This window comes from Paenibacillus sp. CR_12, from assembly GCF_041953985.1.
GTDB lineage: Bacteria > Bacillota > Bacilli > Paenibacillales > Paenibacillaceae > Paenibacillus_AQ > Paenibacillus_AQ lautus_A.
The window spans coordinates 1-25,404 of record NZ_JAVFHO010000010.1 but is presented as its reverse complement, the minus strand read 5'-3'; the positions used below and the strand labels follow the sequence as shown (position 1 = coordinate 25,404).

At 53.7% G+C, this 25,404-nt stretch carries 23 protein-coding genes; 5 read left to right on the top strand and 18 right to left on the bottom strand.

All coding sequences use genetic code 11. The features are described 5' to 3' along the window. Positions 1-17: 17 nt before the first annotated feature. From RB297_RS26865 to RB297_RS26835, 7 genes are all read right to left on the bottom strand, one after another. Entirely contained in the window at positions 18-2,033 is a 2,016-nt protein-coding gene (locus RB297_RS26865; RefSeq protein ID WP_375121841.1) for an alpha-L-arabinofuranosidase C-terminal domain-containing protein, read from the bottom strand. Between the two features lie 51 nt (positions 2,034-2,084). Then, positions 2,085-2,978, bottom strand: a complete 894-nt coding sequence (locus RB297_RS26860; protein WP_096777073.1) for a carbohydrate ABC transporter permease — start codon at positions 2,976-2,978, stop codon at positions 2,085-2,087. Positions 2,979-2,992: 14 nt separating this feature from the next. Then, positions 2,993-3,955, bottom strand: a complete 963-nt coding sequence (locus RB297_RS26855) for an ABC transporter permease (protein ID WP_192569786.1) — start codon at positions 3,953-3,955, stop codon at positions 2,993-2,995. A 33-nt stretch (positions 3,956-3,988) separates the two neighbouring features. Then, positions 3,989-5,560: an extracellular solute-binding protein gene (locus tag RB297_RS26850; RefSeq protein ID WP_096777075.1), complete on the bottom strand. Its 1,572-nt coding sequence runs from the start codon at positions 5,558-5,560 to the stop codon at positions 3,989-3,991. 197 nt (positions 5,561-5,757) lie between these two features. Then, positions 5,758-7,401 carry a response regulator gene (locus RB297_RS26845; protein ID WP_096777076.1) on the bottom strand — a complete coding sequence of 548 codons (1,644 nt, stop codon included), beginning with the start codon at positions 7,399-7,401 and terminating at the stop codon, positions 5,758-5,760. Between the two features lie 4 nt (positions 7,402-7,405). After that, positions 7,406-9,205 (bottom strand): sensor histidine kinase, encoded by a 1,800-nt coding sequence (locus RB297_RS26840; protein WP_213580169.1) that lies wholly within the window; start codon positions 9,203-9,205, stop codon positions 7,406-7,408. Positions 9,206-9,280: 75 nt separating this feature from the next. Further along, entirely contained in the window at positions 9,281-10,135 is an 855-nt protein-coding gene (locus tag RB297_RS26835) for an AraC family transcriptional regulator (protein ID WP_277747798.1), read from the bottom strand. Between the two features lie 123 nt (positions 10,136-10,258). Between RB297_RS26835 and RB297_RS26830 the strand changes: the two genes are divergently transcribed. Genes RB297_RS26830 through RB297_RS26820 form a run of 3 tightly spaced genes read left to right on the top strand, consistent with a single transcriptional unit; the run spans position 10,259 to position 12,999 of the window. Then, complete coding sequence (locus RB297_RS26830; RefSeq protein WP_096777079.1) at positions 10,259-11,797, top strand: sulfatase family protein; 1,539 nt, start codon at positions 10,259-10,261, stop codon at positions 11,795-11,797. After that, positions 11,797-12,444 carry a chromate transporter gene (locus RB297_RS26825; protein ID WP_375121840.1) on the top strand — a complete coding sequence of 216 codons (648 nt, stop codon included), beginning with the start codon at positions 11,797-11,799 and terminating at the stop codon, positions 12,442-12,444. The genes RB297_RS26830 and RB297_RS26825 overlap by 1 nt, the downstream gene beginning before the upstream one ends. Before the next feature lie 24 nt (positions 12,445-12,468). After that, positions 12,469-12,999, top strand: a complete 531-nt coding sequence (locus RB297_RS26820) for a chromate transporter (protein ID WP_096777081.1) — start codon at positions 12,469-12,471, stop codon at positions 12,997-12,999. A 228-nt stretch (positions 13,000-13,227) separates the two neighbouring features. Here RB297_RS26820 and RB297_RS26815 read toward each other — a convergent pair whose 3' ends face one another. The 4 genes from RB297_RS26815 to RB297_RS26800 form a co-directional block, all read right to left on the bottom strand. Continuing rightward, a complete protein-coding gene (locus RB297_RS26815; RefSeq protein WP_375121839.1) occupies positions 13,228-14,031 on the bottom strand; it encodes a sugar phosphate isomerase/epimerase family protein in 804 nt (267 codons plus the stop codon). A 20-nt stretch (positions 14,032-14,051) separates the two neighbouring features. Continuing rightward, positions 14,052-14,798 (bottom strand): phytanoyl-CoA dioxygenase family protein, encoded by a 747-nt coding sequence (locus RB297_RS26810; protein ID WP_012818926.1) that lies wholly within the window; start codon positions 14,796-14,798, stop codon positions 14,052-14,054. Between the two features lie 77 nt (positions 14,799-14,875). Further along, positions 14,876-15,754: a helix-turn-helix transcriptional regulator gene (locus RB297_RS26805; protein ID WP_375121838.1), complete on the bottom strand. Its 879-nt coding sequence runs from the start codon at positions 15,752-15,754 to the stop codon at positions 14,876-14,878. A 69-nt stretch (positions 15,755-15,823) separates the two neighbouring features. Then, the gene (locus tag RB297_RS26800; RefSeq protein WP_375121837.1) at positions 15,824-16,732 is read right to left on the bottom strand and encodes a LysR family transcriptional regulator; all 909 of its coding nucleotides are present in this window, start codon (positions 16,730-16,732) and stop codon (positions 15,824-15,826) included. A gap of 130 nt (positions 16,733-16,862) precedes the next feature. On the opposite strand from RB297_RS26800, the gene RB297_RS26795 reads away from it, so the two are divergent. Further along, positions 16,863-18,335, top strand: coding sequence for a carboxylesterase/lipase family protein (locus RB297_RS26795; RefSeq protein ID WP_375121898.1), 1,473 nt, complete (start codon positions 16,863-16,865; stop codon positions 18,333-18,335). Next, the gene (locus tag RB297_RS26790; RefSeq protein ID WP_012818922.1) at positions 18,335-19,102 is read left to right on the top strand and encodes a sulfite exporter TauE/SafE family protein; all 768 of its coding nucleotides are present in this window, start codon (positions 18,335-18,337) and stop codon (positions 19,100-19,102) included. The genes RB297_RS26795 and RB297_RS26790 overlap by 1 nt, the downstream gene beginning before the upstream one ends. A gap of 144 nt (positions 19,103-19,246) precedes the next feature. Here RB297_RS26790 and RB297_RS26785 read toward each other — a convergent pair whose 3' ends face one another. The 7 genes from RB297_RS26785 to RB297_RS26755 form a co-directional block, all read right to left on the bottom strand. Next, on the bottom strand, positions 19,247-20,461 hold the full coding sequence (locus tag RB297_RS26785) for a TraB/GumN family protein (protein ID WP_096777085.1): 1,215 nt from the start codon (positions 20,459-20,461) through the stop codon (positions 19,247-19,249). 162 nt (positions 20,462-20,623) lie between these two features. Continuing rightward, complete coding sequence (locus RB297_RS26780) at positions 20,624-21,928, bottom strand: ABC transporter permease (RefSeq protein WP_096777086.1); 1,305 nt, start codon at positions 21,926-21,928, stop codon at positions 20,624-20,626. Further along, entirely contained in the window at positions 21,921-22,823 is a 903-nt protein-coding gene (locus RB297_RS26775; protein ID WP_041621923.1) for an ABC transporter ATP-binding protein, read from the bottom strand. Before RB297_RS26775 ends, RB297_RS26780 begins: the two co-directional genes overlap by 8 nt. A gap of 22 nt (positions 22,824-22,845) precedes the next feature. Next, positions 22,846-23,748 (bottom strand): ABC transporter ATP-binding protein, encoded by a 903-nt coding sequence (locus tag RB297_RS26770; RefSeq protein WP_012818918.1) that lies wholly within the window; start codon positions 23,746-23,748, stop codon positions 22,846-22,848. Between the two features lie 6 nt (positions 23,749-23,754). Then, the gene (locus RB297_RS26765; protein ID WP_036664513.1) at positions 23,755-24,156 is read right to left on the bottom strand and encodes a GntR family transcriptional regulator; all 402 of its coding nucleotides are present in this window, start codon (positions 24,154-24,156) and stop codon (positions 23,755-23,757) included. 74 nt (positions 24,157-24,230) lie between these two features. Continuing rightward, the gene (locus RB297_RS26760) at positions 24,231-24,956 is read right to left on the bottom strand and encodes a hypothetical protein (RefSeq protein WP_096777087.1); all 726 of its coding nucleotides are present in this window, start codon (positions 24,954-24,956) and stop codon (positions 24,231-24,233) included. 222 nt (positions 24,957-25,178) lie between these two features. Then, the coding region (locus tag RB297_RS26755) for a hypothetical protein (RefSeq protein WP_375121836.1) at positions 25,179-25,404 on the bottom strand (226 nt) is incomplete at its 5' end.

Genomic DNA, 25,404 nt, shown 5'->3' with positions numbered 1-25,404 from the left:
AGGACAGCTTCATATCATCACACCTGCACTCTGAATTCCAGCGCGTAAACGGATGTAGGCCGTAAGTTGTAGCCTTGGCTCCATGCCTCTGCCGGAACCCTGCTTTCCTTGCACATAATACGTTCCGGCTGGAAAACGGAGTTAATGTCATCGTAAGAATCGCCGGTGATTTCGTAAAGGGTCGTTTCCCCGGAAGCCTCGAAGGCCTTCAAATCCAGCACGGCCCTAACCGCCTCCAGGCTTCGATTTACGATCAACACGGTGACGATGCTGCCGTCGTCATTCGTCCCCGCCACGATGTCCAGGTCTGGAAGCGCGTCAAGTGCCATAGACGTCTCCTTCCTCGAAGCCACGGAGAAGGTTCCGCATTCCGCTTGGACGGGAAGGACGCGCCGAACGTCCCGATTGGCGTAAAGCTTCAGCACTTCATAGGTTGGCGTCCCGTAGATCGTAAGGGGATGCCCGCTCCAGCCGGGCTGCTTGCCGCAGTATTGGTCCGCATAATAGTCCCCGACGCGTATGCAGCCGCCCAGCCAGCCATTCACCAGGTCAGAGAAGCTGCCGATGTGCACCATGTCGCTGCAGCGCATCATTTCATTCAGGTTGGCGGCATTGGCCACTGCGGCTCCCAGCGTGTGCTCGTTCGGCAGCCCTTTTCGCACCGTATTCGGATAATACATCGTGTTGTATTCGGTGATCGCCAGCTTGACATGGCTGTGCTCCGGGCGGGACCGGATCAGCTCCGTCGTCTGCCGGACATGGTGCCGGGTCCACTCGGGATAAGAGGCAATCGCCTTATAGCGTTCCTCCGCCGGCGTATCCCGGTTCATGCCGAAAGGGCCGTAGCCGTGATACAAATGCAGCGTCAAATAATCGATGCTCTCGCCGGCCAGGTCCAGCACGGCCTTATTCCAGTTCTGCTCGTAATGACCGCAGGCCAGCAGCACGATGGAGGGGTCCGCCTCCTTCATGGCCTTGGCAAACGATATCGTCCGCTCCGCAAACCGCTCTGCCGTGCAAGTTCCGACCTGCCATTGGCCCCACACTTCGTTGCCGATCTCCCAGTACTTGACGTTATACGGCTCAGGGAAGCCGTTCCGGGCACGTAAAGCCCCCATCGGCGTATCCGCGCTCCCGTTGCAGTATTCGATCCACTGCGCGGCTTCTTCAGGGGTGCCCGATCCGTCGTTCACGCAAATCAGGGGCTCCACCTCCAGCTCTCGGCAAAAGCGGATGAATTCGTCCGTTCCGAAATATTTGCTGGTCCACCCTCCCCAGGCCTCATTGTACATGACCGGCCTTTCCAGGACGGGACCGACGCCATGCTCCCAATGGTAAGCACTGATGTAATTGCCTGCGAGTCTCATCATGCCCGCATTCAAATCTTTAGTCATCTCGACCACTTCGCGTTTGACCAAGGCAATGCTGTCGACGGGCAGCAAGGAGACGTGATCGATCCAGAGCATGCCGGTGGACACGTGATCGACCCACCTTGGATGTTCTGCAGGAACATATACCCGGATCTCGGCATCAGTGCATTCGCGCGATATGGACAGCTGCTCTTCGTAGTGCTGCCAGTTATGGCTGCCAAGCTCCATGCGAAGCTGGCCAAGCGTCTCTTCCGTGCGCCGGTCGACAGCTTCCACCATCACGTATTGAAGCTCAATGGAGGCGCGGGCGACAAGCCGGACCGTATAGTTCATCGGCCCCTTTAATGCCGCCTTCTGCGTTATGCCGGCATAAGCTTCGTCATCGCTCAGGATGCGGATGCGCTGGGCTCTTCCCGAATGCCGGGGCGCCGGTGCTTCCATCGCGTACTGGGTGTTGCGTCCGTTCGTATACGCGCGCCAGCTTCCCGATACCGGCGTCATCGTTTCTGCCTCGCTCTCAAAATCCATGTCCTTCAGCGGAAACGCGAGCATCGCCTCCATATGGTCCCGGATATCCTCCACAAAATGACCGAACAGATACGGATTAATCTCATGCTCGCTCTTGCGGCTGCAATCAATGGTAATCGTTGCGTTCGTATTCAAGAATATAACCTCCAATGGAATTTTAGGGTGAGCCGTGCGATCATACCGGCGTTACCCCTTGATCGAGCCGATCATGACGCCTTTCACGAAATGCCGCTGCACCAAAGGATACATCAGCAGTACAGGCAAACTGGATACGATAATGACCGCGTATTTGATGCTTTCGGCCAGCAGGATGCTTTTTTCCAATCCCACGCTGCCATCCACGGCATCCGATTGGCTGATCAGCAAAATTTCGCGCAGCACCAGCTGAAGCGGGTGCAGATCTTCGTTTCGGATGTATATGAGTGCGTTAAAGAACGAATTCCAGTGGCCGACCGCATAAAACAACACCATGACCGCCAGGATCGGCTTCGATAAGGGCAGGATGATGCTAAACAGCAGCCTCCAATTGGAGCACCCGTCGATATGGGCCGCCTCCTGCAGCTCCCAGGGAATGCTCGATTGGAAATACGTCCTCATTACGATCAGATTGTACGTCGCGATTGCGCCGGGAATGATCAGCGCCCACATCGTGTCGACCATCCCCAGATCCTTGACCAACAGATACGTCGGAATCAGCCCGCCGTTGAAGAACATGGTCAGCGTGATCAGTACCATGATCCCGTTGCGTCCGGGAAGATCGGGTCTCGACAGCGGATATGCTGCCAAAATCGTCATGATGATATTGATCGCCGTGCCGACGGTCGTATAAAGGATGGTATTGCGATATCCCGTCCAAATCTTGTCGTTGTGCAAAATATTCTCATAGGCATCCAGCGTCACGCCCTTCGGCAGCAGCCAAACTTCGCCGTTCAATACCCGTGCCGGATCGCTGAACGAAGCGCTGACGATAAACAACAGCGGGTACAGCACGATGACGATAATGATAGCGGCGATCGCGTAGATCAGGATGTCGAATAGCCGTTCACTCGAGGCTTCCTTTACTGTCGATGGCTTGGACATGTCGGTCCCCCCCTTTACCATAAGCTCGTCTCCGACGTCTTGCGCGCAATGCGGTTCACAAGCAGGAGCAGCACCAGATTGATGACGGAATTAAACAGCCCGATCGCGGCCGTATAACTGTATTCCCCTTTTAAAATGCCCGTCGTGTAGACAAACGTGGAGATGACGTCGCTTGATTCCAGATTCAAGTTGTTCTGCATCAATAATATTTTCTCGAAGCCCACGTTCATGAAATGGCCGATATCCAAAATAAGCAAAATAATGATGACTGGCGCGATGCCCGGCAAGGAAATATGCCAAATGCGCCGCAGCCTTGAAGCCCCGTCCATCTTCGCCGCCTCGTACAGCTGCGGGTTCACCCCGCTCAGCGCCGCAATGTAGATAATGGACTGCCACCCCATGCTCTGCCATATGTTAGAGCCGATAAAGATGGTCTTGAACCAGCCCGCTTCCTCCAGAAAGCGGATCGGCGTGCCGCCGAGTGCCTCGATCAACAGATTGATGGGACCGCTGGTCGGCGACAGGAACACATTCAGGATGCCGACGATTACAACTACCGATATAAAATGCGGTATGTACGTAATGTTCTGCAGCCATTTGCTGAAGGTCTTGCTGCGTATTTCGCTGATGATTAAGGCCAGCAGGATCGGAATCGGAAAGGCAATCAAGAGCGAGAACAAATTGATGGACAGCGTATTCCACAGCAGCCGCCAGAAATAATACGAGTCGAAGAAGCGTTCGAAGTGTCCGAAGCCCTCCCAGCTGCTGCCGAGAATGCCTTTGGCCGGATTGAAATTTTTAAAGGCAATCTGCAGCCCGTACAACGGACCGTAGTGAAACACCAAATACCAGACGATGGGCAGTAGCAGCATGAGATACAGATCATACCGCTTGGCCATTTGCTTTAAGAGGCGGGGGCCCCGCCTCGAATCGCTTCGAGGCAGAACCATCGCTTTATCGGCGTTGGCGCTCTTCATGGGCATCCACTCCTTCACGATGATGTGGCAGCTTTATTTCTCCATCTTGTCATAAGCATCCTGATACAATTTCTCCAGTTCGCCGATCTTCATCTTTTGGAGCGTGGATTGGAATTCCCCCCACTTGTCGAAGCTAAGCGCGCCCGCAATGAATTTCGTGCTTTGCTCTTCGTAGTATTTGTCGATGTCGTTGCGCAGAATGTTGACCTGCTGCGCGGTTTGCTCGTCAAACATCGGGGCGGCGTAACGAACCTTCGGCATGAACGGATCCAGCTGCTGCTGCGCCTCCTGCACCTGCGGCGGGTTGATGAACGAAGCAACCTGTTCGCTGATGATGTGAGGGGCCCCTCCTCCCGCATAAGGCGTGATTTTGGCCTGATTGGTAATATCCTTCAGGAAATCCTCTGTATAGTACGGGATCCCATCCTTGAGTTCGTAATGCTCTCCTTCTCTGCCGAAGCGCAGAAGAGTAGATCCTTCATCGCTGTAAAAATAATCGATCCAGCGCATCGTGACTTCCGGGTACTTGTTGATGGACGTAATGGCAAAGGCTCCAAAGTCCCGCGCAATCGGCAAGGCCTGGCTTTGCATCCGGTCTCCGTTCGGGCCTGCCGGCGGCGCGATTCCGGTATACTGATCCTGGATCGACAAGAAGTTATTGTTGGTCTGGTCAAAGAAGAATCCCGTATTTCCCGACCCTTGCTTGGCCAAATACTGAGCTTCCGTGTGGGAGAATATCTCAGGGTCCAAAAGCTTTTCCTTGTATAGCTTGTTTAAATACATCAACATCTCTTTATTTTTGTCGCTGCCCATCCAGATGCTCACTTTGTCATTTTCAATATTGATGTTATACCCGAGCTGCGTATCCAGTCCGAATGATCCGCTCATCGCGGCCACGATCGACAATCCGACACGTGCCGTCATCGGAAGCTCATCCTGCTTCCCGTTGCCGTTCGGGTCTCCGTCGCGGAAGGCCAGCAGCACCTCATACAGTTCGTCCGTCGTCTCCGGCACCTTCAGATTCAGCTTCTCCAGCCACATCTGGTTGATCCATTTCTTATCCGTACGCGCCGCGCCCAGCGTCACAATGCCGGGAATCGCATAGATGTGCCCCTCCGGCGTCGTGATGCCCGAACGGATTTCGGGATATTCCTCCATCAATTTCTTCAGGTTCGGCGCGTATTCGTCGATAAGGCCTTCCAGCGGAATCAATTGGCCTGCCGATCCGTAGCGAACGGCTTCAAGCGGCGAGAGCCCGGAACGGAACAAGGCGTCAGGCAGCTCGTTGGAAGCGAACAGCAGGTTTTTCTTCTCCTGGAAGCCGTCCGTCGGCGCCTCGATGAATTCAACCTTCACATTGCTCAATTTCTCGTAATCCTGGAATACCGGCATCTCCTTGAACGGACCGTTCACGGGTGCAATCCGGGTGAACATTTTCAGTTCCACCGCTTGATCCACGATCGGAAACCCCGTGGTATGTACGACATTCTCCGCACCTTCGGGTGCGGCTTCCTTCTTCGATCCTCCATCGGAACTGCATCCGGCCAGCATCAAGCTGGAAACGATCATGGAGATGACCGCGTTTCTTCCCCAGCGTCTACGCATGTATCAGCTACCCCCATATTTTCTTATTCACCAACCTTATTTGTAAGCGTTTACCGTTGGTGTGTGTGATTATTATAATTCAGCCGCCTTGACGGTCCGTTACAAAAATTTGACCATTTACTCCACATATTTTACGGTTTAGAACAAGGCGGCTTTCGAGTTTGTTTACCTGCCGATCCGAATACTTGGTTTTATCCTTATCCTCTACCCAGGCGGTTCAAATACTCCTGCGGGGTCAGGCCCGTCATTTCCTTGAATACTTTGAAAAAATAATTATGGGTCGTAAACCCCACTTGTCCGCTGATTTCCTTGATCGAGTATTTGCCGCTTTCCAGCAGCTTGCGCCCCGCATCGATCCGAACCCGATTCAGATACTCCGAGAACGTCCGCTGCGTCTCTTCCTTGAATATTCGGCTCAAATAGGAGGAATTCAGGCCGATGGCGCCCGCGGCAAGCTCCAGCGTCACGTAACCCGGGTACCGCTCCAGAATAAAGTGTATGGCCTGCGTGACATGCCGGGAATACGGCCCTCCCGCCCGGTGCTGCTTCAGCAGTCCGAGCAAGCCTGCATAGAAGGATTGCAGCCACTGCACCAGCTCCCCGACGCTGCCGATCCTTCCGAGCTCGCTTCGGGAAGGGAGCTTTTCCTTGGCGTCTTCCGTCCCTGGCAGCCAGGTTTTCAGTGCCTTGTCCCCGGTTTGCATGAGCTCGCTGACCATCATCTGGACCGTATGCGAATGGATCGGCAGGTGGTGGATGGAAGCAAAAACAGAGTCGATTAAACCGTGCACGCCTTCGATGTCCAGTCGTTCAATCGAAAGCAGCAGCTGTTTGTGTTCCTCGATCGTTAGAGACACGCGTTGGTGGTATTCATCGGCAAGCCCGCCGGCCCGGCCCGGCATCCTGGGGGCCGCGCTGCTGCCGGACGGCTCCGAGCGGGAAGCATCGAGTAACCGTTCGGCGGAGCCGTAGCTTGTTCCGAGTTGGGTCAGGCTGGTGCACACATGTCCGACGGCGCTTACGCATTTTAAATTGAGGAACAGCTCAAGCGCATGCTGAAGCTTCCTCATCTGTCCGTCGATTTCGCTCTTTATGGCATGCTCGCTCCGTTCCTTAAACGCAAACACGATCATGAACCGTCCATCCTCCACATAAGCTGCCGTCCGCTCCCGGATATCGCCGAGGCTCTGCTGCATCATATCGACTACCTGCTGAACCAGCCGATTCGTCTGCACGTCGCTGTATGACTCCGTCAGCAGTAGGAACGGAACAATCTGCAGGGCCGCGGCCGCATAGCTTGACGCACCGCTGTACAGGCTGTTTTCTCGCGAAAATGCCTCAACCTCCAGGGTTGCCTCCTTCCGTCCCCTGACCAGATGCGCGATGTAGTCGCGGATCTGCACGGGATTTATCCGCTCGGTCTTAACCTTGCGGGCCTCGCTCTCTTCCAGCAGCCGATCCGCCCGGCGCAATTCAAGGACCGCTTTGTTAAGCAAGGCAGCAAGCGTCGCACCGTCCAGCCGATGCTTCAATAAATAATCGATGGAGCCGTTCTTCAGGCACTCCCGCACGTAGTCATAATCATCAAAGCTGCTGAGCATGATCGTCTGAATGGACGGAAACCGCGCCTTAATCGCCCGATTGAGCTCCACGCCGTTCATTTCCGGCATATTCACGTCAATAATCGCGATATGTGGAGGAGACTGCTCGATCATCGCGAGCGCCATGATACCGTTATGGGCTTGGCCGCATAATTCGAATCCGTGCTCATTCCAGTCCAATAGCGTTCGCAGATCATGCCGTACCAGCGGTTCGTCGTCAACAAGCAGCACTTGAAACATGGCTTTATATCACCTCTTGTCGGGATTTATCCTTATTCTCCACTATGTTCGGAAGCCGGATCTCGGCCTTCGTGTATAAACCCGGCTCACTGTACAATTTGACGCCGTAGCCATCTCCGTACATGTGAACGATCCGCTCATGCACATTGCGTACCCCCATGCCGCTGAAACGGGATGTATTTCCGTTCTTGCCCGTCTCCCCCAGAAGCTGCGCCTGCTGCCCCGCCGTCATCCCCTTGCCATTGTCGATCACTTCAATCTTGAGGTCGCCTCCCTCTTCACATACGCGGATCAGCACGAGTCCCTCCTGCTCCAGCGGTCCGATGCCATGAATGATGGCATTTTCCACAAGGGGCTGCAGCATCAGCTTCAGGACCCGGCATTCCAGCAAAGTTTCGTCCTCCACCTGGGTGACCATCCGGATCGGCTCCATATACCTGTACTTCACGATGGAGATATAGCGTTCCACATAATCCAGTTCCTCCCGCACCGTCAAAAATTCGCTCGAATTGCCCAAAACGCCGCGCATGAGCTCGATCAACGATCCGGACACCTCTTCGATATTCGGCACGCCGTTCATCTTGGCCAAATACTTGATGGTATTCAGCGAATTGTATAAAAAATGAGGATGAATCTGCGCCTGAAGCGCCGTTAATTCGGCCTCCCGCTTCTCTTTCTCGCTGACCCGGATCCCTTCCAGCAGCCGCTTCAAATCCTCCACCATGCTGATGAAGACACGGTACAGCTGTCCGGTCTCGTCCTCGCTTTTGATTTCCTTTTTCGGGAACGTCAGATTCCCTTCCTTCACGAACATCATCAGGGATTTCAATCGCCGGATGTTGAGGGTGATTCGGGAAGATACCTGCAGCGAAGCGATCAGGACAACGATAAACACGATGATGGATACCTCCGCCAACAGTTTGCGGAGCCTTGCCGATTCGCTCAGCAGCGAGTCCATTGGTATCAGAGCCAGGGTGCTCCATCCCGTATACCCGGATTGACGGCTCACGACGATATAATCTCTGCCGTCTATGCTTTGCTTGATGGCATCCCCATTTCCTGCAAGGTCCTGATGGATGCGGAGAATCTTATCGAACGAAGGGGCAAAGGCTGGCGCCGATTCGGCTTCATAGACGAAACCACCCTGCTTGTCGAGCACATAAATCATGCTATCGGTGGTCGGCTTCACGCCGTATGTTTTTTGGATAAAATCATAATTCAAATCCACCATGACCACTCCGATCGTTTCGCGGTTATATCGAATCTCCCGGCCGATCGTGATGGCATCCGATACGCCCGACTGCTTGAAATACGCATGGCGCGATCCGTTGTGGAGCATGTAATCCATCATGGGGCTGCCCAAGACCGTCTTGTCCAGCCACGGACCGCCCGAGAAATACACCTTCCCGTTCAAACCGACCACCGCAATCCGCGAAATATAGGGCTTGTAATCGATCAGGACGGAGAGAAACTCGTCGATCCGCTTCTGTTCCTGAAACCATTCATAACTAATCTCTTCATGGGGGCTCAGCAGCGTGTCGATCACCGTGTTTTTGTTGGTCACCACGACGGTGTTCAGCCGGTCGATTTCCTCCAGCATCATATTCAGCGATTCATCCGCCTGCCGGATGCTGTCCGAAACCGAGGTGACGGCATTTTGCATGATCGTCTCGCGCATGCTCATATACACGATGACCGTAATGGAGACGATGGACAGGAGCGTCACCGCACTGAACGCAATGAATATTTTCCCTTGAATGCTTCGTCTGGGCGATAGCCATCTTTGAATCGTAGAGAGCTTCATGGCGAGTGTCTCCTTTTTTAGGTTCAGTAGAACCGGCCCGTAACCGTTTTCAAAAGTATATAATGCTTCCTGGAATCAGCATGGATTTTCACGCATCGTTATGGGAGGGACCTTGAAATAAATCTTGAACGCCCGGGTGAATGAATACAAATTGGGATAACCCAGGGACAGGGCAATCTCGGTAATCGTGGCGTCCGTTTCCGTTAGTAACCGTTTGGCCTTGTCCATTCGGATGCGCTGAAGATATTTCAGCGGGGGCATTCCTACCTGGCTCGTGAACATATTGGAGAAGTACGAGCGGTGCACACCCGCGAATTCGGCAACCTGCTGAACGGATATCCCCTCGGTAGCATGCAATTCCATGTAATCCAAACACTCGTGAATCCATCCCGCAAGCTCCGTCGGCTCTGCGGAAGCCGTGTCGGGAACCATGCCGGCGAGCAGACCATAAACCAAACCGTGCAGCTCGAGCGATACCGACGGCTTCCAGCGCTCGACGCCGGCCAAGGCATCAATCACGCATTCGGCGGACTTTTCGACCCGGGAGGAGATCATTTGTCTGCCAAACGGGCTTTCCGGCACCAAGCCGGCCAGCTCGAGCAGCGGCCTTACCCTGTTTCCGTCCAATGCCAGCCAGCTCATCCGAAGCGGTGCATCCGAGGGAATCAGGTGATAGTAATAAGTCCGGCCCGGAAACAGGCAGAACAGATCATTCTTCTGCAGATCCACTCGTTTGCCGTCGAACTCCAGCCGCACCGTTCCCTCATGCACGAAGTGCAGACTGTAACACTCGATCCGTTTCGGCCCGACCCTGTAATTGGGCTTGGCTAAACTTCGCCCCGCCCGGACGGGCCAGATCTGTGCCTCTTTATCCAAATATCCCGGCGTATAGTAGATAAACTCGGCATACTCGTATTCGTACTCCTGCAACTCGACTTCCCCTCTTCCCTTCATTTTTTCATCAAGAATAACAAAATGACAACAAAAATATAACACGGTGCTATTTTGATAACCTCTATTTTTCAATATCATCATACTAGGAGGGGATTACACTTGTCGAGAAGACCTAACATTTTGCTAATCACTAGCGATCAGCAGCATTGGAATACGATCGGCGCGTTTCAGCCTGAAATCTCTACGCCGAACCTGGACCGCCTCGCGCGCCAAGGGACGACGTTCGATCGGGCATACTGTCCCAATCCGACCTGCACGCCGAGCCGGGCTTCCATCATTACGGGGCAGTATCCGAGTCAGCACGGAGCCTGGACCTTGGGGACCAAGCTGCTGGAAGACCGCCATACCGTCGGCGAAAGCTTCCAAGAAGCCGGATACCGGACCGCGCTGGTGGGAAAGGCACATTTTCAGCCGTTAACATCCACGGAAGACTACCCGTCCGTCGAAGCTTACCCGATCCTTCAGGATTTGGCGTATTGGCGAAATTTTCACGGTCCTTTTTACGGCTTCGATCACGTCGAGCTGGCGCGCAACCATACGAACGAGGCCCATGTCGGACAACATTATGCCCTATGGCTGGAGGAGCAAGGATGCGCCAATTGGCGCGATTACTTCCTGCCGCCTACGGGAACCATGGACCCTACCCAAACGTACACATGGCCCATCCAGGAAAAATACCACTACAATACCTGGATCGCCGAGCGGACCCATTCGCTTTTGGACCAATACAAGAAGGCGGAAGAGCCATTCTTCTTGTGGGCAAGCTTCTTCGACCCGCACCCGGAATATTTGGTGCCCGAGCCTTGGGATTCGATGTATGATCCGGAGAAACTCACGATCCCGTCCCTGACGCCCGGAGAGCATGACCGCAATCCGCCGCATTTCGGATTGACGCAGGAAGAGGAGCCCGATTTTTCGCATCTCGCTGAGACCGGGTTCGGCATTCACGGTTACCGTTCCCATCACTATTACGAATACGGCTCGAAATCCAGGTTAACGGAATACGACAAGAAAAAGCTGGTCGCCGTGTATTACGGCATGATCAGCATGATGGATAAATATATCGGCAAAATACTCGATAGACTGGACGAACTGGGACTGTCGGAGGATACGATCGTTGTCTTCACCACCGATCACGGACATTTCTTCGGCCAGCACGGCCTTCAAGCCAAGGGCGGGTTCCATTACGAGGATTTGATCAAGCTTCCGTTCATTGTGCGTTATCCGGGACGGGTGCCCGCCGGGAAAAGGTCGAATGCGATACAGTCTCTGGTCGATCTGGCCCCGACCTTCCTATCCTTCTGCGGCATACCCGTCCCGCACGCGATGACGGGCATCGACCAAAAGGACGTGTGGCTCGGGGCTGTCGATACCGCCAGGCAGCACGCCCTCTGCGAATTCCGGCATGAACCCTCAACGATTCATCAAAAAACGTACATCGAGCAGCGTTATAAAATCACCGTTTATTACAATCAAACCTACGGCGAATTGTTTGACCTTGAAGCAGATCCCGGAGAACTGCACAATTTGTGGGACGAACCGGGATATGAGCAGCTGAAGGCGGAGCTGCTGCTTAAATATATCTGGGCCGAGCTTGGCAAGGAGCCGATGCCGATGCCGAGAATCCATCACGCCTAATGGAAAAGCTAAACGCGTACTTGAGCCGGGCGAAGGAACGGTTCATGCTGCTTACCCGGCTATTCTGGACCTTCTTTCGCATCGGGCCTTCCACCTTCGGAGGCGGATACGCGATGCTGCCCATGATTGAGCGCGAAGTGGTGAGCAAGCAAAAATGGGTGAGCGAGGAGGAAATCGGCGAGCTGATCTCGCTTGCCGGTTCCGCTCCCGGCGGCGTCGGCGTGAATGCCGCCGCCATGATCGGGCACCGCCAAGCCGGCATGGCCGGGGCTGTTTCGGCCGTGCTGGGCGTGACATGTCCCACATTTATCATCGTGCTCCTGATCAGCACGGCTGCGGTGTTTTTCCGGGATCAGCCCAAGGTTGAAGCGGCTTTAAAGGGGATGCACGGCGCCATCATCGCGCTGATCGCGGTGGCTGCTTACCGGATGGCCAAATATGCCGTCTTTGATGCCACCACAACGATCACCGCCCTTGCCACCGTATCCGTGATGCTGTTCACCGGCGTCCATCCCCTCTATCTGATTGCGCTTAGCCTGCTCGGCGGCATGGCCGTCATCCAGATCAAGATACGGCTGGGACTTCGAGCGGATACAGAGAAGAAGGCTGCGGCCGACAGCTGCCCGGAATTGGAATATTACATTTGAGCGAAACGAATCGGGGCGAAGGAAATGTATTGGGACTTGTTCATGATATTCATTGGTGTAGGCCTTGTGTCTTTTGGCGGCGGATATGCGGTGATCCCGGTCATTCAGAAGGAGATCACGGAAAAAGGGCTGCTGACCGCAGCGGAATTCCAGCAAACCGTGGCGCTGGCCGGCATGGCGCCCGGGTCGATCGCCACCAATGCCGCCACGCTGATCGGCTATCAGACCGCCGGCTATGCCGGGGCCGTCGTCTCGACCGTCGGCATCATCCTGCCGTCGCTGGTCGTCATCGTGATGCTCTCTGCCTTCTTCTACCGCATGCGGGGGAATCCATGGGTGAAATCTTCGTTATACGGCTTGCGTCCGGTTACGACCGGACTCATCGTCTATGCGGCCATTCATTTTGGTTATCCCGATGAGGGCGACGGGGCTTTAAGAGGACTCATTCCCACGCTGCTGATTTGCGGAGCTTGTTTATTTCTCCTGCTCAAATACAAACTCCACCCGTTGCTGATTCTCCTTGTGGCCGGCGCTGCCGGCATCGTTTTATTCTAACGCTTGACGGTGAAGCGGGAAGCTTCAGATGGTGCTCCAACGGCATCCCAGTATGGTTCTCTTGTGCATCGTGCGCACGGGTCCCTCCATTCGGGCCTGGTGCGTGCTGGGGCATGCTTGGATGGCTGGCTGCGGGTGTATGAGTGATTCGACAGGGATGGCTTTCCCAAAGAAACGAATAACAAGCCGGAACCCCTTTATATGGTCCGGCTTGTTCTCGTTTCTTATTTATGGCGCCAACCGTTCCGAAATGCGTTTGGCCATCCACTCGTTTACGTCCCAGAGATCCGCGACGGGAGCCCCTGTGAAAGGGAGGGTGTGCATGTACCCGGGCGGACCAAATTCAGGCGTTATGCTGGTGTGACTGAGCCCTTGCTCTCTTCGGTATTGGACAATGCGTGACCACCAGGCTTCAAAGACTGTCAGCTCCCGGCTGTATTCAGGCGCTCCGGGATGGGGAACCTGCGGGCCCTGAGCGTAGCCTACGCGCGCGTGAATATGGACGGTCCGCCGTATGGCGGCTTCCATGTCTTCCGCATAGTCCTCCAGCAAGGACTCGGTCACGCAGCACCAGTGGCTGAAATCGGCCGTAATGCTCAGCTCCGGGAACTCCTCCAGCAAGGTGCGCGTCGTCCACGGCGTGAACATCGCCCGCGACCGGTGGGTTTCGTGCGCGATGGTGATGCCGACCTCCTGCTCGATCATCAGCGCTGCCTCGAAAAAACGCAATTGCTCCTCGATCTTCATGCCATCCCGGGCGCTATGGGACACGATCAGCTTCGGACCGAAGGCTGCGGCCCGGCGCGCCTGCTCGGCAAAGGTTTCTTGATGGGGGACGGATGTAGTCACTTGGGCAATGTAATGGAGCTGAAATTCCTCCAGCAAATCCTTAAATTCGGCTTCCCGATTCGCTGCCGGCAGCGGAGCTTCAATCCCGGCGTAACCGGCTTGTGCAGCCCTCGTCAATTGCTCCCTGCAGCTTCCCTCCATGCCCCACAGAGCCTTATACAGCTGAATGTTCAATTCATGCACGCTCCTTTATCCCCTCCGGGTTATTCGTTGACGAATTTCGTTCCGGCGATGTTCTTTCCGCGGGCCAGCCACACCTTAAAACCGGGATTCTTATCCGGATAAACCAGCGCGTCCGTCGAGAAATACCGCATGGTGTACCCGCAGCGCCGGTACGGGCTTGTATTCGGCGCCGCGCCATGAATGATGCGCGAATCGTGAAGCGAGCATTCCCCTGGCTCTAGTTCGAAATAAACCGCCCGGGACTCATCAACCGAGCCGCTCTTGATTTGGGTGTCGAACAAATTCTTTGTCCCGTCCACCTCCTCATAGTCCGAGAACCCGCTATGATGCGTGCCCGGAATGACGCGCATGCATCCATTCTCCTTCCAGCTGCGGTCGATCGCCAGCCATACGGTGATAATCTTATCGAAGCTGCTTAATCTTCCGTTCCAGTACGCCGAATCCTCATGCCAAGGCGTTGCGCGTCCGACATGCGGATCTTTGCAGATAAAATGGCTCGACCACAGCCCGATATTCGGCCCGATGATCGGTTCGACCAGATCAAGCACCTCATCGGCCAATAGGAAATCCAGCAGCCTTTCGTCACGGAAATGCGGCGTATCCAGTTCGTCCGATAGCTTGCTGCCCTTCTCCTCCAGCTGTTCTTCAAAGATTGAGGTCAGTACCTGCATTTTTTCGGCGCTAAAGAGCGGTTTCCGGTATAGGTAATACCCGTTCTCCTTATAAAACTCGACTTCCTGCTTCGAAAGCGCTTGCGTTGTCATCATCATAACCTCCAGTCAAGTAAGGATTTCACGAACTGAGGCCATTATATCCCGGACGGTGACACTATACTGCGCATTCGTTAGGAAAAATACTGCATATCTTCGGCTATCCCTGCATGATGGCGGTACTGCCTGGGGGACATCCCTTTTCGCTGACGAAACACCCTCTCAAAATGCCCTAACGTATTGAAGCCGGAGGCGTAACAAATTTCGGTGACGGGCAGCGAGGAAGCCCGAAGCAGCGATTCGGCAAATTGCATTCTGACATTTTGCAGGTAACGCTGAAAGGACTGTCCCACGGACTTCGAGAAACACTCGCTGAAATACGTTGCCGAGTATTGGGCCTGTGCGGCGGCATCATCCAATCTCAAATCTTCCCGGAAGTGGTGGTGAATGTAGATCAAGGCCCTTTGCAGGTTTACGTTAAGCTGCCGATTCCCGGGCCCGTTCGTGGGCAACGCGCGGTTTGCGGTACTGCCCCGATGCAGATCCACCAACAGCCGCTGAAGCGTAGCCCGAATCGCGATCTCGCTGCCTTCGCGCCAAGCTCCGGTTTCTTCCCTCATCCGTTCATAATCGGCGAATATCTGCCGGTGCTGCATCTCCTCGAGCTGTGCATGCAGCACCAGCTTGCCTCCGAACAACCAGTGATACAGGTTATCGTCCATCATGGCCTCGGTAAAAATGACATTGTATATTTCAAGAGGCTTGTCTTCCACGGACACCAGCTCATGGAAGTCGGCCGGCGTCAGCAGGAAGAGGATTCCGGAAGACAGCGGATACGCGGAGCCGTTGAGCCTATGCTCGCCTTCTCCCCCAACTACATAACTCAGCTCGTAAAATTCATGCCAATGCAGCGGAATCGTCCCCGGATGAATGCCGTGAAATACTTGAACAGGCGCGCGAGGCTGCAATCGGTAATCCTCATTGGTTAGCCTGGGAGGCTGTTTGGTTTCCACTTGCGACGCTCCTTTTCGCTTTTCGAATTCACTAAACTCTCACGCCGGAGACGGTCAGGTCGGTACCGGCTAGAGCTCTCCCCGAGCCATGTTCTGCCGGTGCGATTCGGCCAGCCGAGCAAAGTACCGAATGGCGAAATCCCGGAACAGCACCGCCGTCTGCATCAGGTATCGGTCCTTGGGCCAAGACAAGGAAATCGAGCGCTTGCACCAGCTTTCTTCGAGCCTCAGCTGGACGACATCGGGCCCGGTTGATCCGCCCCATGTCACGACCGGCAGGAAGGCGACGCCCTGACCCGCTCGAATGAGACCGCGGACGGTGGCGGGGTCGTCGCTCTCGAATCGGATGCGGGGGGTAAAGCCGGCAAGACGGCAGAACGCATCGGTCGTTTCGCGCAGCGATTTGCCCGGAGGCAGCGTAATGAAGCTCTCTTCCTTAAGCTCCCGCAAGCTGACCCGATCTCGATCCGCAAGCGGATGGTCGGCGGGTACCGCAACCACGATCTCCTCTTCGAGCAAGCACACCGAGGTCGTTCCCTTCGGCGGCTCTGCGCCATCGGACAGGCATAAATCGAAGCTCGGCATCCCTACGGATGACAAAACGTGCTGCTGCAATTGGAACTCGGCATTCGGGCATTCTTTGCGAAAATCGGCCAATAGATCCGGCAGCAAATGCGAGGAGACTCGCACATCGAGCGTGATGGCGGCGGAGGTGCTGCCTCTGGCATCCTGCAGCTGCAGCTTTCCGTCCTCCAGCGCCTGCAGCGCAATATCCACTTGATGGAGAAACAGCTTGCCATGCTCGTTCAGACGTATGGATTTGCGTTCCCGCTCGAACAGCTTGGTTCCCAGCTCGGTTTCTAGCGATGCGATCATTTTGCTTAATGCCGGCTGCGATATATGAAGGCTATGGGCTGCTTTCGTCATGTGCTGCATTCGGGCAGCAGTCTGAAAATATTTTAATTGCAACAGTTCCATCTCATTCCAACTTTCTTTGATACATAACTCATCAGTTATCATTTATATAATCTAATATATATTAGGGCTCATCATAGAAACAAGATATAATAATCTCATCTTGTAAGGATAGGAGACGGTCAACTTGATCGTGCAAACATTATCAGGCACAGTGGAAGGCGCCGATTTAAACGGCGTGCATGTATTCCGGGGCATCCCCTATGCTGCCGCACCTGTAGGCAATCGCAGATTCAAGCCTCCGGCCCCTCCGCTCGCTTGGATGGGCGTAAGGCCGTGCAAGCAATTCGGGCCGATCGCCCCCCAGCAGCATCAGCCGAACGGGAACGTGCCCGGGCTTGCACAGTCCGAGGATTGCCTAAACTTAAATGTGTGGACAACGGGCGTCAGTGAGAAATTAAAACCGGTCATGGTTTATATCCATGGCGGCGGGTTCGTGTCGGGGAACGGAGCGGAGTGCGATGGATCCCGTTACGCAGCAGAGGATGGGATCGTCTACGTATCGATCAATTATCGGCTGGGCACGTTAGGTTTTTTGTATTTGGGAGACCTGCTCGGCAACGGGTATGAAACCTCCGGAAACCATGGCATGCTTGATATCGCGGCTGCCCTCCGGTGGGTTCGGTTGAATATTGCCGCTTTTGGCGGCGACCCGTCGCGGGTAACCGTCATCGGCAATTCTGCCGGGGCCAAATGTACCGCCACCCTCTACGTGATGGAAGCGGCACAGGGCTTATTTCACCGGGCCATTGCCCAAAGCGGCGCAACGCAGTCGATACGGGATTGCCAAACCGCCAATGTCACGACTCTTAGGCTGCTTGAAGAGCTGGGGTTACCGCAAGCACAGGCGCATCAGCTGCTTGAACTTCCTGCGGAGAGAATCATCGAAGCGCAGTCGGCGATCGGCTCCGACACCTCGCGCAGCCTGCATATGTTCGGCCCGGTTGCCGACGGCCATGTCATTCCGTTGGATCCACTGGCGAGTCTGGCCGGGAACACCGGCCTCCCGCCGCTGCTGATCGGCACGAATGAGAATGAAGCGGCTATTTTTATCCATAACGATCCGGCGCTTCAGTGCCCGGCTTTCGAGACGCTCGTACGTTTCTTCGGAGAGAATGCCGCTGTGGCGTGGAATGCTTATGCTTGTTATGAGCAATCGATGGCTTCGGGTGAAGCGTGGAGCAAAACATTGACCGAACATCTCTATACGATCGGAGCGATGCAGTTTGCAGAAGCCGTGGCATCGTCAGGAACTCCTGTATGGATGTATCGGCTCCAATGCGGCGGCTCGCTCGGCGCGATACACGGGTATGAAGGCAGTCTCATCGGCGCAGCATTCAACCGAAATGTGATGCCCGCTGAATGGCACTCCAATGAGGATCCCTATTCCGTAGCCGCCGAGAGCTATGCGCTGGCACGCGCCATGCGGGAAGCATGGGTCGCATTCGTACAAAGCGGAGAGCCGAATATTCGTGCGTTGCCGGCTTGGCCCGTCTATGGGAGCGGGCACCCCACCATGGTACTGGACCAAAACAGCTGCGTTCGAGAGGACCTGCCAGTTCCCGCCGGAATCGGCGTGCCCCATCAGGTTTGGAGGATGGCCTGATGTTGTTGATCCAGATCGCCCTCGTTATGGTGCTGCTCGGACTACTCCTCGGTTTCGTGGGCGCAGGCGGATCGGGTTTTATCATCTCCATCCTGACGGTTGTATTCGGTTATCCCATCCATACCGCGCTGGGTACCGCACTGGCGGCGATGTTCTTCTCGTCGCTTTCCGGTTCGGTCAGCCATTATCGGGAAGGGAATATGGTGCTGAGAACGGGTGCCGTCGTCGGCTTAGCCGGTGCGGCAGGGGCGTGGGTCAGCTCAGGCTGGTCCTCGCTGATTCCCGAGGATCAACTGGGCTTTATGACATCCGGGATGCTCTTCGCCTCCGGACTGGCCTTATGGTTCAGGATGATGTACGTCTCACGGCGGTCCAAGGCTTCCGAGGTCTCGGCTCCACCGGTTGTCCAGGGTTTCCGATACTGGCTGCAGGCGCTGCTCATCGGACTGATCACCGGTGCCTTATCGGGTTTGTTCGGAATCGGCTCCACTCCGTTCATCCAGATCGGGCTCATGCTTGTCCTCGGCATGTCGATGCGCTTTGCCGCCGGCACGACCATGCTGGTCATCATGCCGATTGCGCTGGCCGGAGGCGCCGGATACTTCTCGATCGGATACTTGGATGTTCAACTGCTCGCCGCCGTTGTGGTCGGGACGATGTCCGGCTCGTACGTCGGAGCAAAATTTACGAAGCGCGTACCCGTTGTCTGGCTGAAAACCTGCATGGTCCTTACCCCGATGATCGGCGCTGCCATATTGCTGCTGTAAGGGCTGTTCGAACAGCTTCTAGTTATTTAATAATAAAATACGGAAACAACAAAAAACCTTCCAATGATCGTCATTCGATCATTGGAAGGTTTTCGCTTTTTGAATGTTAGAATCGAGTCATAATTCGCAAGCGATGGCTTTTATCTATTTACGAACGACGGTATAGCCTTTATCCTCAAGCAGCTTCACGATGCCATGCTCACCCAGATAGTGGGCTGCGCCAACCACGATGAAGTACTCTTCTTTTTTGCCGTTCTTCAGGTATCCGTCGATTTTCTCGGCCATGCCGATGTTGCGGTCAATCAGCATCGCTTTGTTGTATTCCTCATCAACGGCCATGCTGTTGGTGAACTCCAGCAGCGCCTCATCATTACCCGTCTTCCACATTTCAGCCAATTGCTCCACACCGTCATCCAGCACGTCGAAATTATCCAAGGCGATGTTGAGATTCTTTTCTTGCAGCTCTTTGGAGAAGCCATTAAACATGCCGAGCTGCAATTCATAGGATTCTAGCTCGATTACCGGAATTTTGCGCTCGATCGCTTTCTGGACGAAATACAGATCGATTCCAGCAGCGGCTTCGTAGCCAGCCTTCACCGCTTTCAAGCTGCTGATCGTGGTTTCCACTACCCATGGCTTGAATGCATCCAAGGCATTCGGCTTCATGCCGCTCTCCGTCAAGATTTTGCCTAGCTTGGCGTACGTCTCGCCGGACACATGATCCTTGAGCGCTGTTCCATCCTTATACATGCCCATATCCATGATCAGCTGCTGCTGCGCTTCGTCAGCTGCTTTGCTGACATCAACCTCGACGCCGAGATAATCTGCTTCGGCAAAGGCTTCCTCAAATTCCGGACGCAGCGGGTAGAAGCTGTCATCCGCGATATGCATGGAGCCCACCAGATACACAGTATTCCCATTGCTCTCTACTTCCCACATAAACCCGCGGCCGCCGGTCTGTGCGGTTTCCGTCGCCTTGGAAACCAGCAGAACGGTACGGGTTGCTGCATTCCATTTGACCTCATAGCCGGCTGCGTCCCCGACAACCCGAATGGGTGCATAGGTTACGCCATTGATTCGTTTCAGTTTGCCTTTCAGGGTAATGGTCTTACCGTCCACCGCCGCAGTAATGGTGTCATCTGCAGCTCCCGTCAGTTTCACGTCCAAAGCCTGGAGCGTGCTTCTAAGCGGAACAAGCGTCGTGCCTTTTTCTATAACCGGTGTGCCAAGCGAATATTCGACAACTTGGTTATTCACTTTCACAGCCGGCTGCTGCGGCGCTGCCATGGCAGGCACTGACGTGGCGAGCAATCCCGCCGAAATCGTGAGAGACAAGAGCATGCGTTTCCAATTTTTCATGTATGTAAGCTCCTTTATGTTGGTGTGGTCTTATGCGGCAAAGAATAACCGTGCTGTACTCTACTTATTTTATGGGGTTATGTCCGCCATACCGATGTCGGTATGGCGCCCCCCTTTAACTCTACTTTTTGTTCCGGCAGCCCTAACACTACTTCCACCGCTTTACATCTTATAAGCCTTCATTGCTTTTCTGAGCTCTTTGAACGTAGGGCGTTTACCGTACATCAGGACACCGGTGCGATAGATTTTCGCAGCCAGCCAGCCGAAGACGAGAATGGCCGCGATCAGGATCGCCAGCGAGAGAAGAATCTCCCATACGGTAATGTCGCCTAGTCCGATCCGTACCAGAATCGTGGTCGGCGAGATGAACGGAATGTACGAGGACACCTTCATCAGCATCGAGTTTGGAGCGCTCAGGCTAAAAATCGCGATATAGAACGCCACCAGCGACAGCATCGTAATCGGCATGACCGCCTGCCCTAAATCCTCGGTACGGCTGACGATCGAACCAATGGCCGCATAAAGCATCGCATACAAGAAATAGCCAAGGATGTAGAAGATTAAACCGAACACCAGCAGCATCGGGTCGATCGCGCTCAGGTCGAGATTCATGTCCTTCAATGTATCCAGGTTGTGCGGAAGCATCAGGTTCACGGCGGCCACGATGCCGAATGCGGCGATCTGCGACAGACCCAACAGGAACATGCCGATGACCTTGCCAAACATTTGGCTCAGCGGAGATACGCTTGTAATCAAGATCTCCATAATACGGGAGCTCTTCTCTGTCGTCACTTCGGAGGCGATCATGTTCCCCGTACCCATCAAGGTGAAGAAGAACAGAATAATCAGAGCGTACACCACAATGTAGTTAATAACTTCGGAAGCCCCTTCCTTCTCATCCGAAGCCCCGTCTGCATTGCCAGACGGATTCGTGCTTATGCTGCGTGCGTCAATCTGAACCGGCATATTCAGTTCATTGATCTGGGCATCGGACAAATTGAGTCCTTCTACGATGCTGCGCGTCTTCGCCACCTGCAGCGCTGCTTGCAGATTGGATTGCAGTTCCGGGCTCATGGCCTCGTCTTCGGAGCTGTAGACCACGGTTGGGAACGTATTGCCATCTTGTGCTTCAAATTTCAAATAGCCTTCGATTACGCCGTCTTTAATGTCTTGATTCAGGGCAGCTTCATCTGCCGTTTCGTATTTGACGAATTCGTAGGAATTGGCCGGTAAGCTGCTCCAAGTGGTCTCCAATTGTTCGGCAAGCGTTTGTTCTTGTCCATATACCAGCCCGATGCGGGTGGTCTCGTCGGATCCCGCCTTATCCCCCGTAAACATTTGGATCAGAAAAGGAAGATTGATCCCGATCGTAATAATGAGTGCAAATATCAAGGTAGAAACGAGAAACGACTTCGTTCTTACTTTATTCATGAACGTAAATCGGATAACGGTCCACATATTATTCATTGGATTCACCTACCGCCTTTATGAAGATTTGATTGAGTGTCGGTTCCTTCACTTCAAACCGATGGATCGTGCTTTGCGACATGGCCGTATTCAAAATGTTCTGCGCTGCATCAACCTGACTGATTCGGATGGAGTAACCGTCCTCTGTCCGCTCCACCGCCGTTACGCCAGGCAGGGCTTCAAGACCCCGAACTTCACCGGACGTACCGAGCACCACCTCTTCACGAGGATACTTGGATTTGATATCCTTCAAATTCCCTTTTACCACCGTATTGGAGCGATGGAGAATCGTAATGTTTTTGCACAGTTCCTCAACGTGTTCCATCCGGTGAGTGGAGAACAGAATGCTCGTTCCTTTGTCTCGGAGTTCTTTTACCGTTGATTTCAGAAGTTCGACGTTAACCGGATCCAGTCCGCTGAAGGCTTCGTCGAGAATGAGAATCTGCGGGTCATGGACAACCGCTGCGATAAAGCCCATTTTTTGCTGATTGCCCTTGGACAGCTCTTCGATCTTCTTGTCGTAATAGTCGGGAACTTCAAACCGTTCCAGCCAGTATTTCAAACTCTTATCCGCGTCTTTCGCGGACATGCCCCGCAGCTGAGCCAAGTAGGAAATTTGCTCGCTGACCTTCACTTTCGGGTATAACCCGCGCTCTTCCGGCAAGTAACCCATAATGTGACGCAGTTCCTTGTTGTACGGCTTTCCGTTGTACAGGATCGTTCCGTCATCCGGGTAGATCAGTCCAAGCACCATCCGCATGGTGGTTGTTTTGCCGGCGCCGTTCGCCCCGAGCAGCCCGTAGATTTCACCTTCCTCAACCTGAAGCGAAATCCGGTTTACTGCCGTTTTGTCTGCATAAATCTTAACTACATTGTCTAATTGCAATCGTTGCATCTCCTAAAAACCCCTCTCTATCCTAGTTCTGCACATTGGCAGGCATGTTTCCGTCAATCCATAATCGAAGCACTTCATCCAGCTCCAAGGAACGGGTCTGAATAAATGGGATGCCTGCAGACTGCAGGATCTTCTCCACTTCCAAGCATTCCGTCGTTATAAAAGATATCGTGCTCGCTGTCTCTTGCTTGAAGCTCAGAATACCCGGCAGCTCCTTTACAATGGAGGCATCTCCCTGAATCCAGCATTCCCTCCAGTTGTCCAGCAGTGAATCCTTCTCCACCATGCCGAGCATCTTCCCGTGATGGATGAGAATGACATAGTCCGCCAGACGCCGGATTTCATCCACCACATGGGTGGAGAGCACGATGGTCGTATCCATGGACTTCATCACTTTGTGCAGCTGATCGATCATCAGCTTCCAAGCGAATGGATCCAGGCCCGAGGAAGGTTCATCCAGCAGCAGGAACTTGGGCCTTGGCGCCAGCGCAGCGGCGATCTCGAACTTGCGGCGTTCCCCCTTGGACATCTTGCGCAGTTTGACGCCCCGCGGGACATCGAACCGGGATAAAAGCTCATCAAAAAAATAACCGTCCCAATCGTCATACCAGGATGCGCGGAAGCTGGCCGCTTCATCCACCGTCATATGCTGTTCTTCTATGCTTAGCTGTTCAGGAACGAAGCCCATCTGTTTACGGATCGAGACCGGAAGCTCTCCCCGGTAAGACTCGCCGAACCAGGTGATTTCGCCTTCGTCCGGAAACACGGTCTGCATCATCATGTTCAGCAGCGTGCTTTTTCCCGAGCCGTTAGGTCCCACCAGGGCAACGATATATCCTTGGGGAATCGATAATTGGATCGGGCCGATGGTTTTCGTTCTTCGCCGTTTAATGACATTACGAAACTCAATAACATGCGGTTCCATGGAATGTTAGCGACCTCCTTTGGCGTCATATTTTTCCCGGACAACTTCCATGAACATCTCTTTCATCTCATCTTCATTGAATTGAACGGCAAGCCCTTTATCTACGGCATCCCTTAATGCCTCAATGACCGCATCGCGTTTATATTGTTCTCGGGCTTGGTCGCCGACGCCGGCAACAAAGGTTCCCGTGCCTTGCCTCGTTCGCAGCAATCCTTCATTCTCAAGATCCTGATACACCCTGCGCACCGTAATGACGCTACACTTCAGATCTCCGGCAAATTCCCTAATGGATGGCAATAACGTTCCCTCCTCGATTTGACCGCTAATAATGAGCGAGCGCAGCTGTGTTTCAATCTGGTGATATAAAGGCTCTGCGCTATTTTCATTGATCTGTATCAGAAGTCGCACCTTTTACCACCTCGCTTTTCTTTTGTGCATAAGCCCGTGCCAATGCATACCGTACGGATTCATCTTTAGGTCCTTCATGATAAATCCCTGGTCTGCTGCCGCGTGTAGGTTAACTTGCTCATAAGCAGCATGGACGCCAATCCCGCAATCAGCGAACCCCACATCACCGGAGATAACAGGCTCCATTTCATGGCGGCGTTCGCTGCGAATTCGAATATGCTGTAACCCAGCAGGCTCAGTACAGCGATCAATCCCGAAAGGAGCAGACTCATAAGAACGGTATTCCTTAGATACACCTTGCCGCTGCACATATTTTCCCAGTAGATATAAGGTCCCGTTAATAAAAATCCAACCCCGACCCATGTCAGCATAAAGGCGATATAGCTTGGAATATCCATCACGCCTCTAAGGTGATTCCCGATAGCATAGATGATTCCGTAAAACACGATGCTGTTGATGGCAAAAGCGATCAGGGAATTAATGATCCGACTAACAAAAATCGCGGAAGCCGGCACCGGTATGCTCCGGTAGAAGTACAGCATTCGGGTGTATGAATCCTCGTTCAAATATTTGAAGGACTTCCGGTTAAATAAAAATCCTACAAAAGGAGCAAAAAGCACCATGATAAAATCGACAAACGGGTTATTGTATTCGTCTAGATGCTCGAACTGAACGTTTATGACGACGCTCGTGGCGAACCCCATGTACAGCATGAACAGTATGTTCCATATGATTTGGAGCTTATCGCTTGCGAAGTCTTTCTTTACGATCTTCATCGCATTATGGATAACCTGTTGCAATGCGTCTCACCCTTTCATTCCTTCATGTATTCATTTCGTTTTATTATCGCAGTCTGATCTCACTGTGCTTAGTGTGATTACTGTGCTCACTGTGTATATCTTTATACACAGTATATAGTGTGTATATAAACAGTGTCAATAGAATTTGTAAAATTTTATGATTATCCTGGTTTCAACAGCGACCGGAACGAGTTTACTCCCCCATCCCCGCCCTCACACTCTCTAAACAGCTGTCAGAGGTTTTCTGTCGGGTGTCACCATCCCTGTGCCGGCGATTAATTCAAGGACTTCCCTGCACCAGGGGAGTGTAGCCGTGGAGGAGACCTGGCGTTCGCCTTTGAAACCGGGAAACCACCTTTTCATCTCATCCCAGTTTCCTGGTTTCAACAGCGGCCGGAACGGATACACTCCCCCATCTGCCCACACAATACACCCGGCTGAGATAACT

Coding starts and splice junctions, on each gene's coding strand:
- RB297_RS26845 (WP_096777076.1), bottom strand. CDS start 7,401: ATGTTTCAAGTGCTGCTTGTTGACGACGAACCGCTGGTACGGCATGAT.
- RB297_RS26825 (WP_375121840.1), top strand. CDS start 11,797: ATGGAAAAGCTAAACGCGTACTTGAGCCGGGCGAAGGAACGGTTCATG.
- RB297_RS26860 (WP_096777073.1), bottom strand. CDS start 2,978: ATGTCCAAGCCATCGACAGTAAAGGAAGCCTCGAGTGAACGGCTATTC.
- RB297_RS26855 (WP_192569786.1), bottom strand. CDS start 3,955: ATGAAGAGCGCCAACGCCGATAAAGCGATGGTTCTGCCTCGAAGCGAT.
- RB297_RS26800 (WP_375121837.1), bottom strand. CDS start 16,732: ATGGAACTGTTGCAATTAAAATATTTTCAGACTGCTGCCCGAATGCAG.
- RB297_RS26775 (WP_041621923.1), bottom strand. CDS start 22,823: ATGCAACGATTGCAATTAGACAATGTAGTTAAGATTTATGCAGACAAA.
- RB297_RS26850 (WP_096777075.1), bottom strand. CDS start 5,560: ATGCGTAGACGCTGGGGAAGAAACGCGGTCATCTCCATGATCGTTTCC.
- RB297_RS26770 (WP_012818918.1), bottom strand. CDS start 23,748: ATGGAACCGCATGTTATTGAGTTTCGTAATGTCATTAAACGGCGAAGA.
- RB297_RS26790 (WP_012818922.1), top strand. CDS start 18,335: ATGTTGTTGATCCAGATCGCCCTCGTTATGGTGCTGCTCGGACTACTC.
- RB297_RS26785 (WP_096777085.1), bottom strand. CDS start 20,461: ATGAAAAATTGGAAACGCATGCTCTTGTCTCTCACGATTTCGGCGGGA.
- RB297_RS26840 (WP_213580169.1), bottom strand. CDS start 9,205: ATGAAGCTCTCTACGATTCAAAGATGGCTATCGCCCAGACGAAGCATT.
- RB297_RS26810 (WP_012818926.1), bottom strand. CDS start 14,798: ATGATGACAACGCAAGCGCTTTCGAAGCAGGAAGTCGAGTTTTATAAG.
- RB297_RS26780 (WP_096777086.1), bottom strand. CDS start 21,928: ATGAATAATATGTGGACCGTTATCCGATTTACGTTCATGAATAAAGTA.
- RB297_RS26820 (WP_096777081.1), top strand. CDS start 12,469: ATGTATTGGGACTTGTTCATGATATTCATTGGTGTAGGCCTTGTGTCT.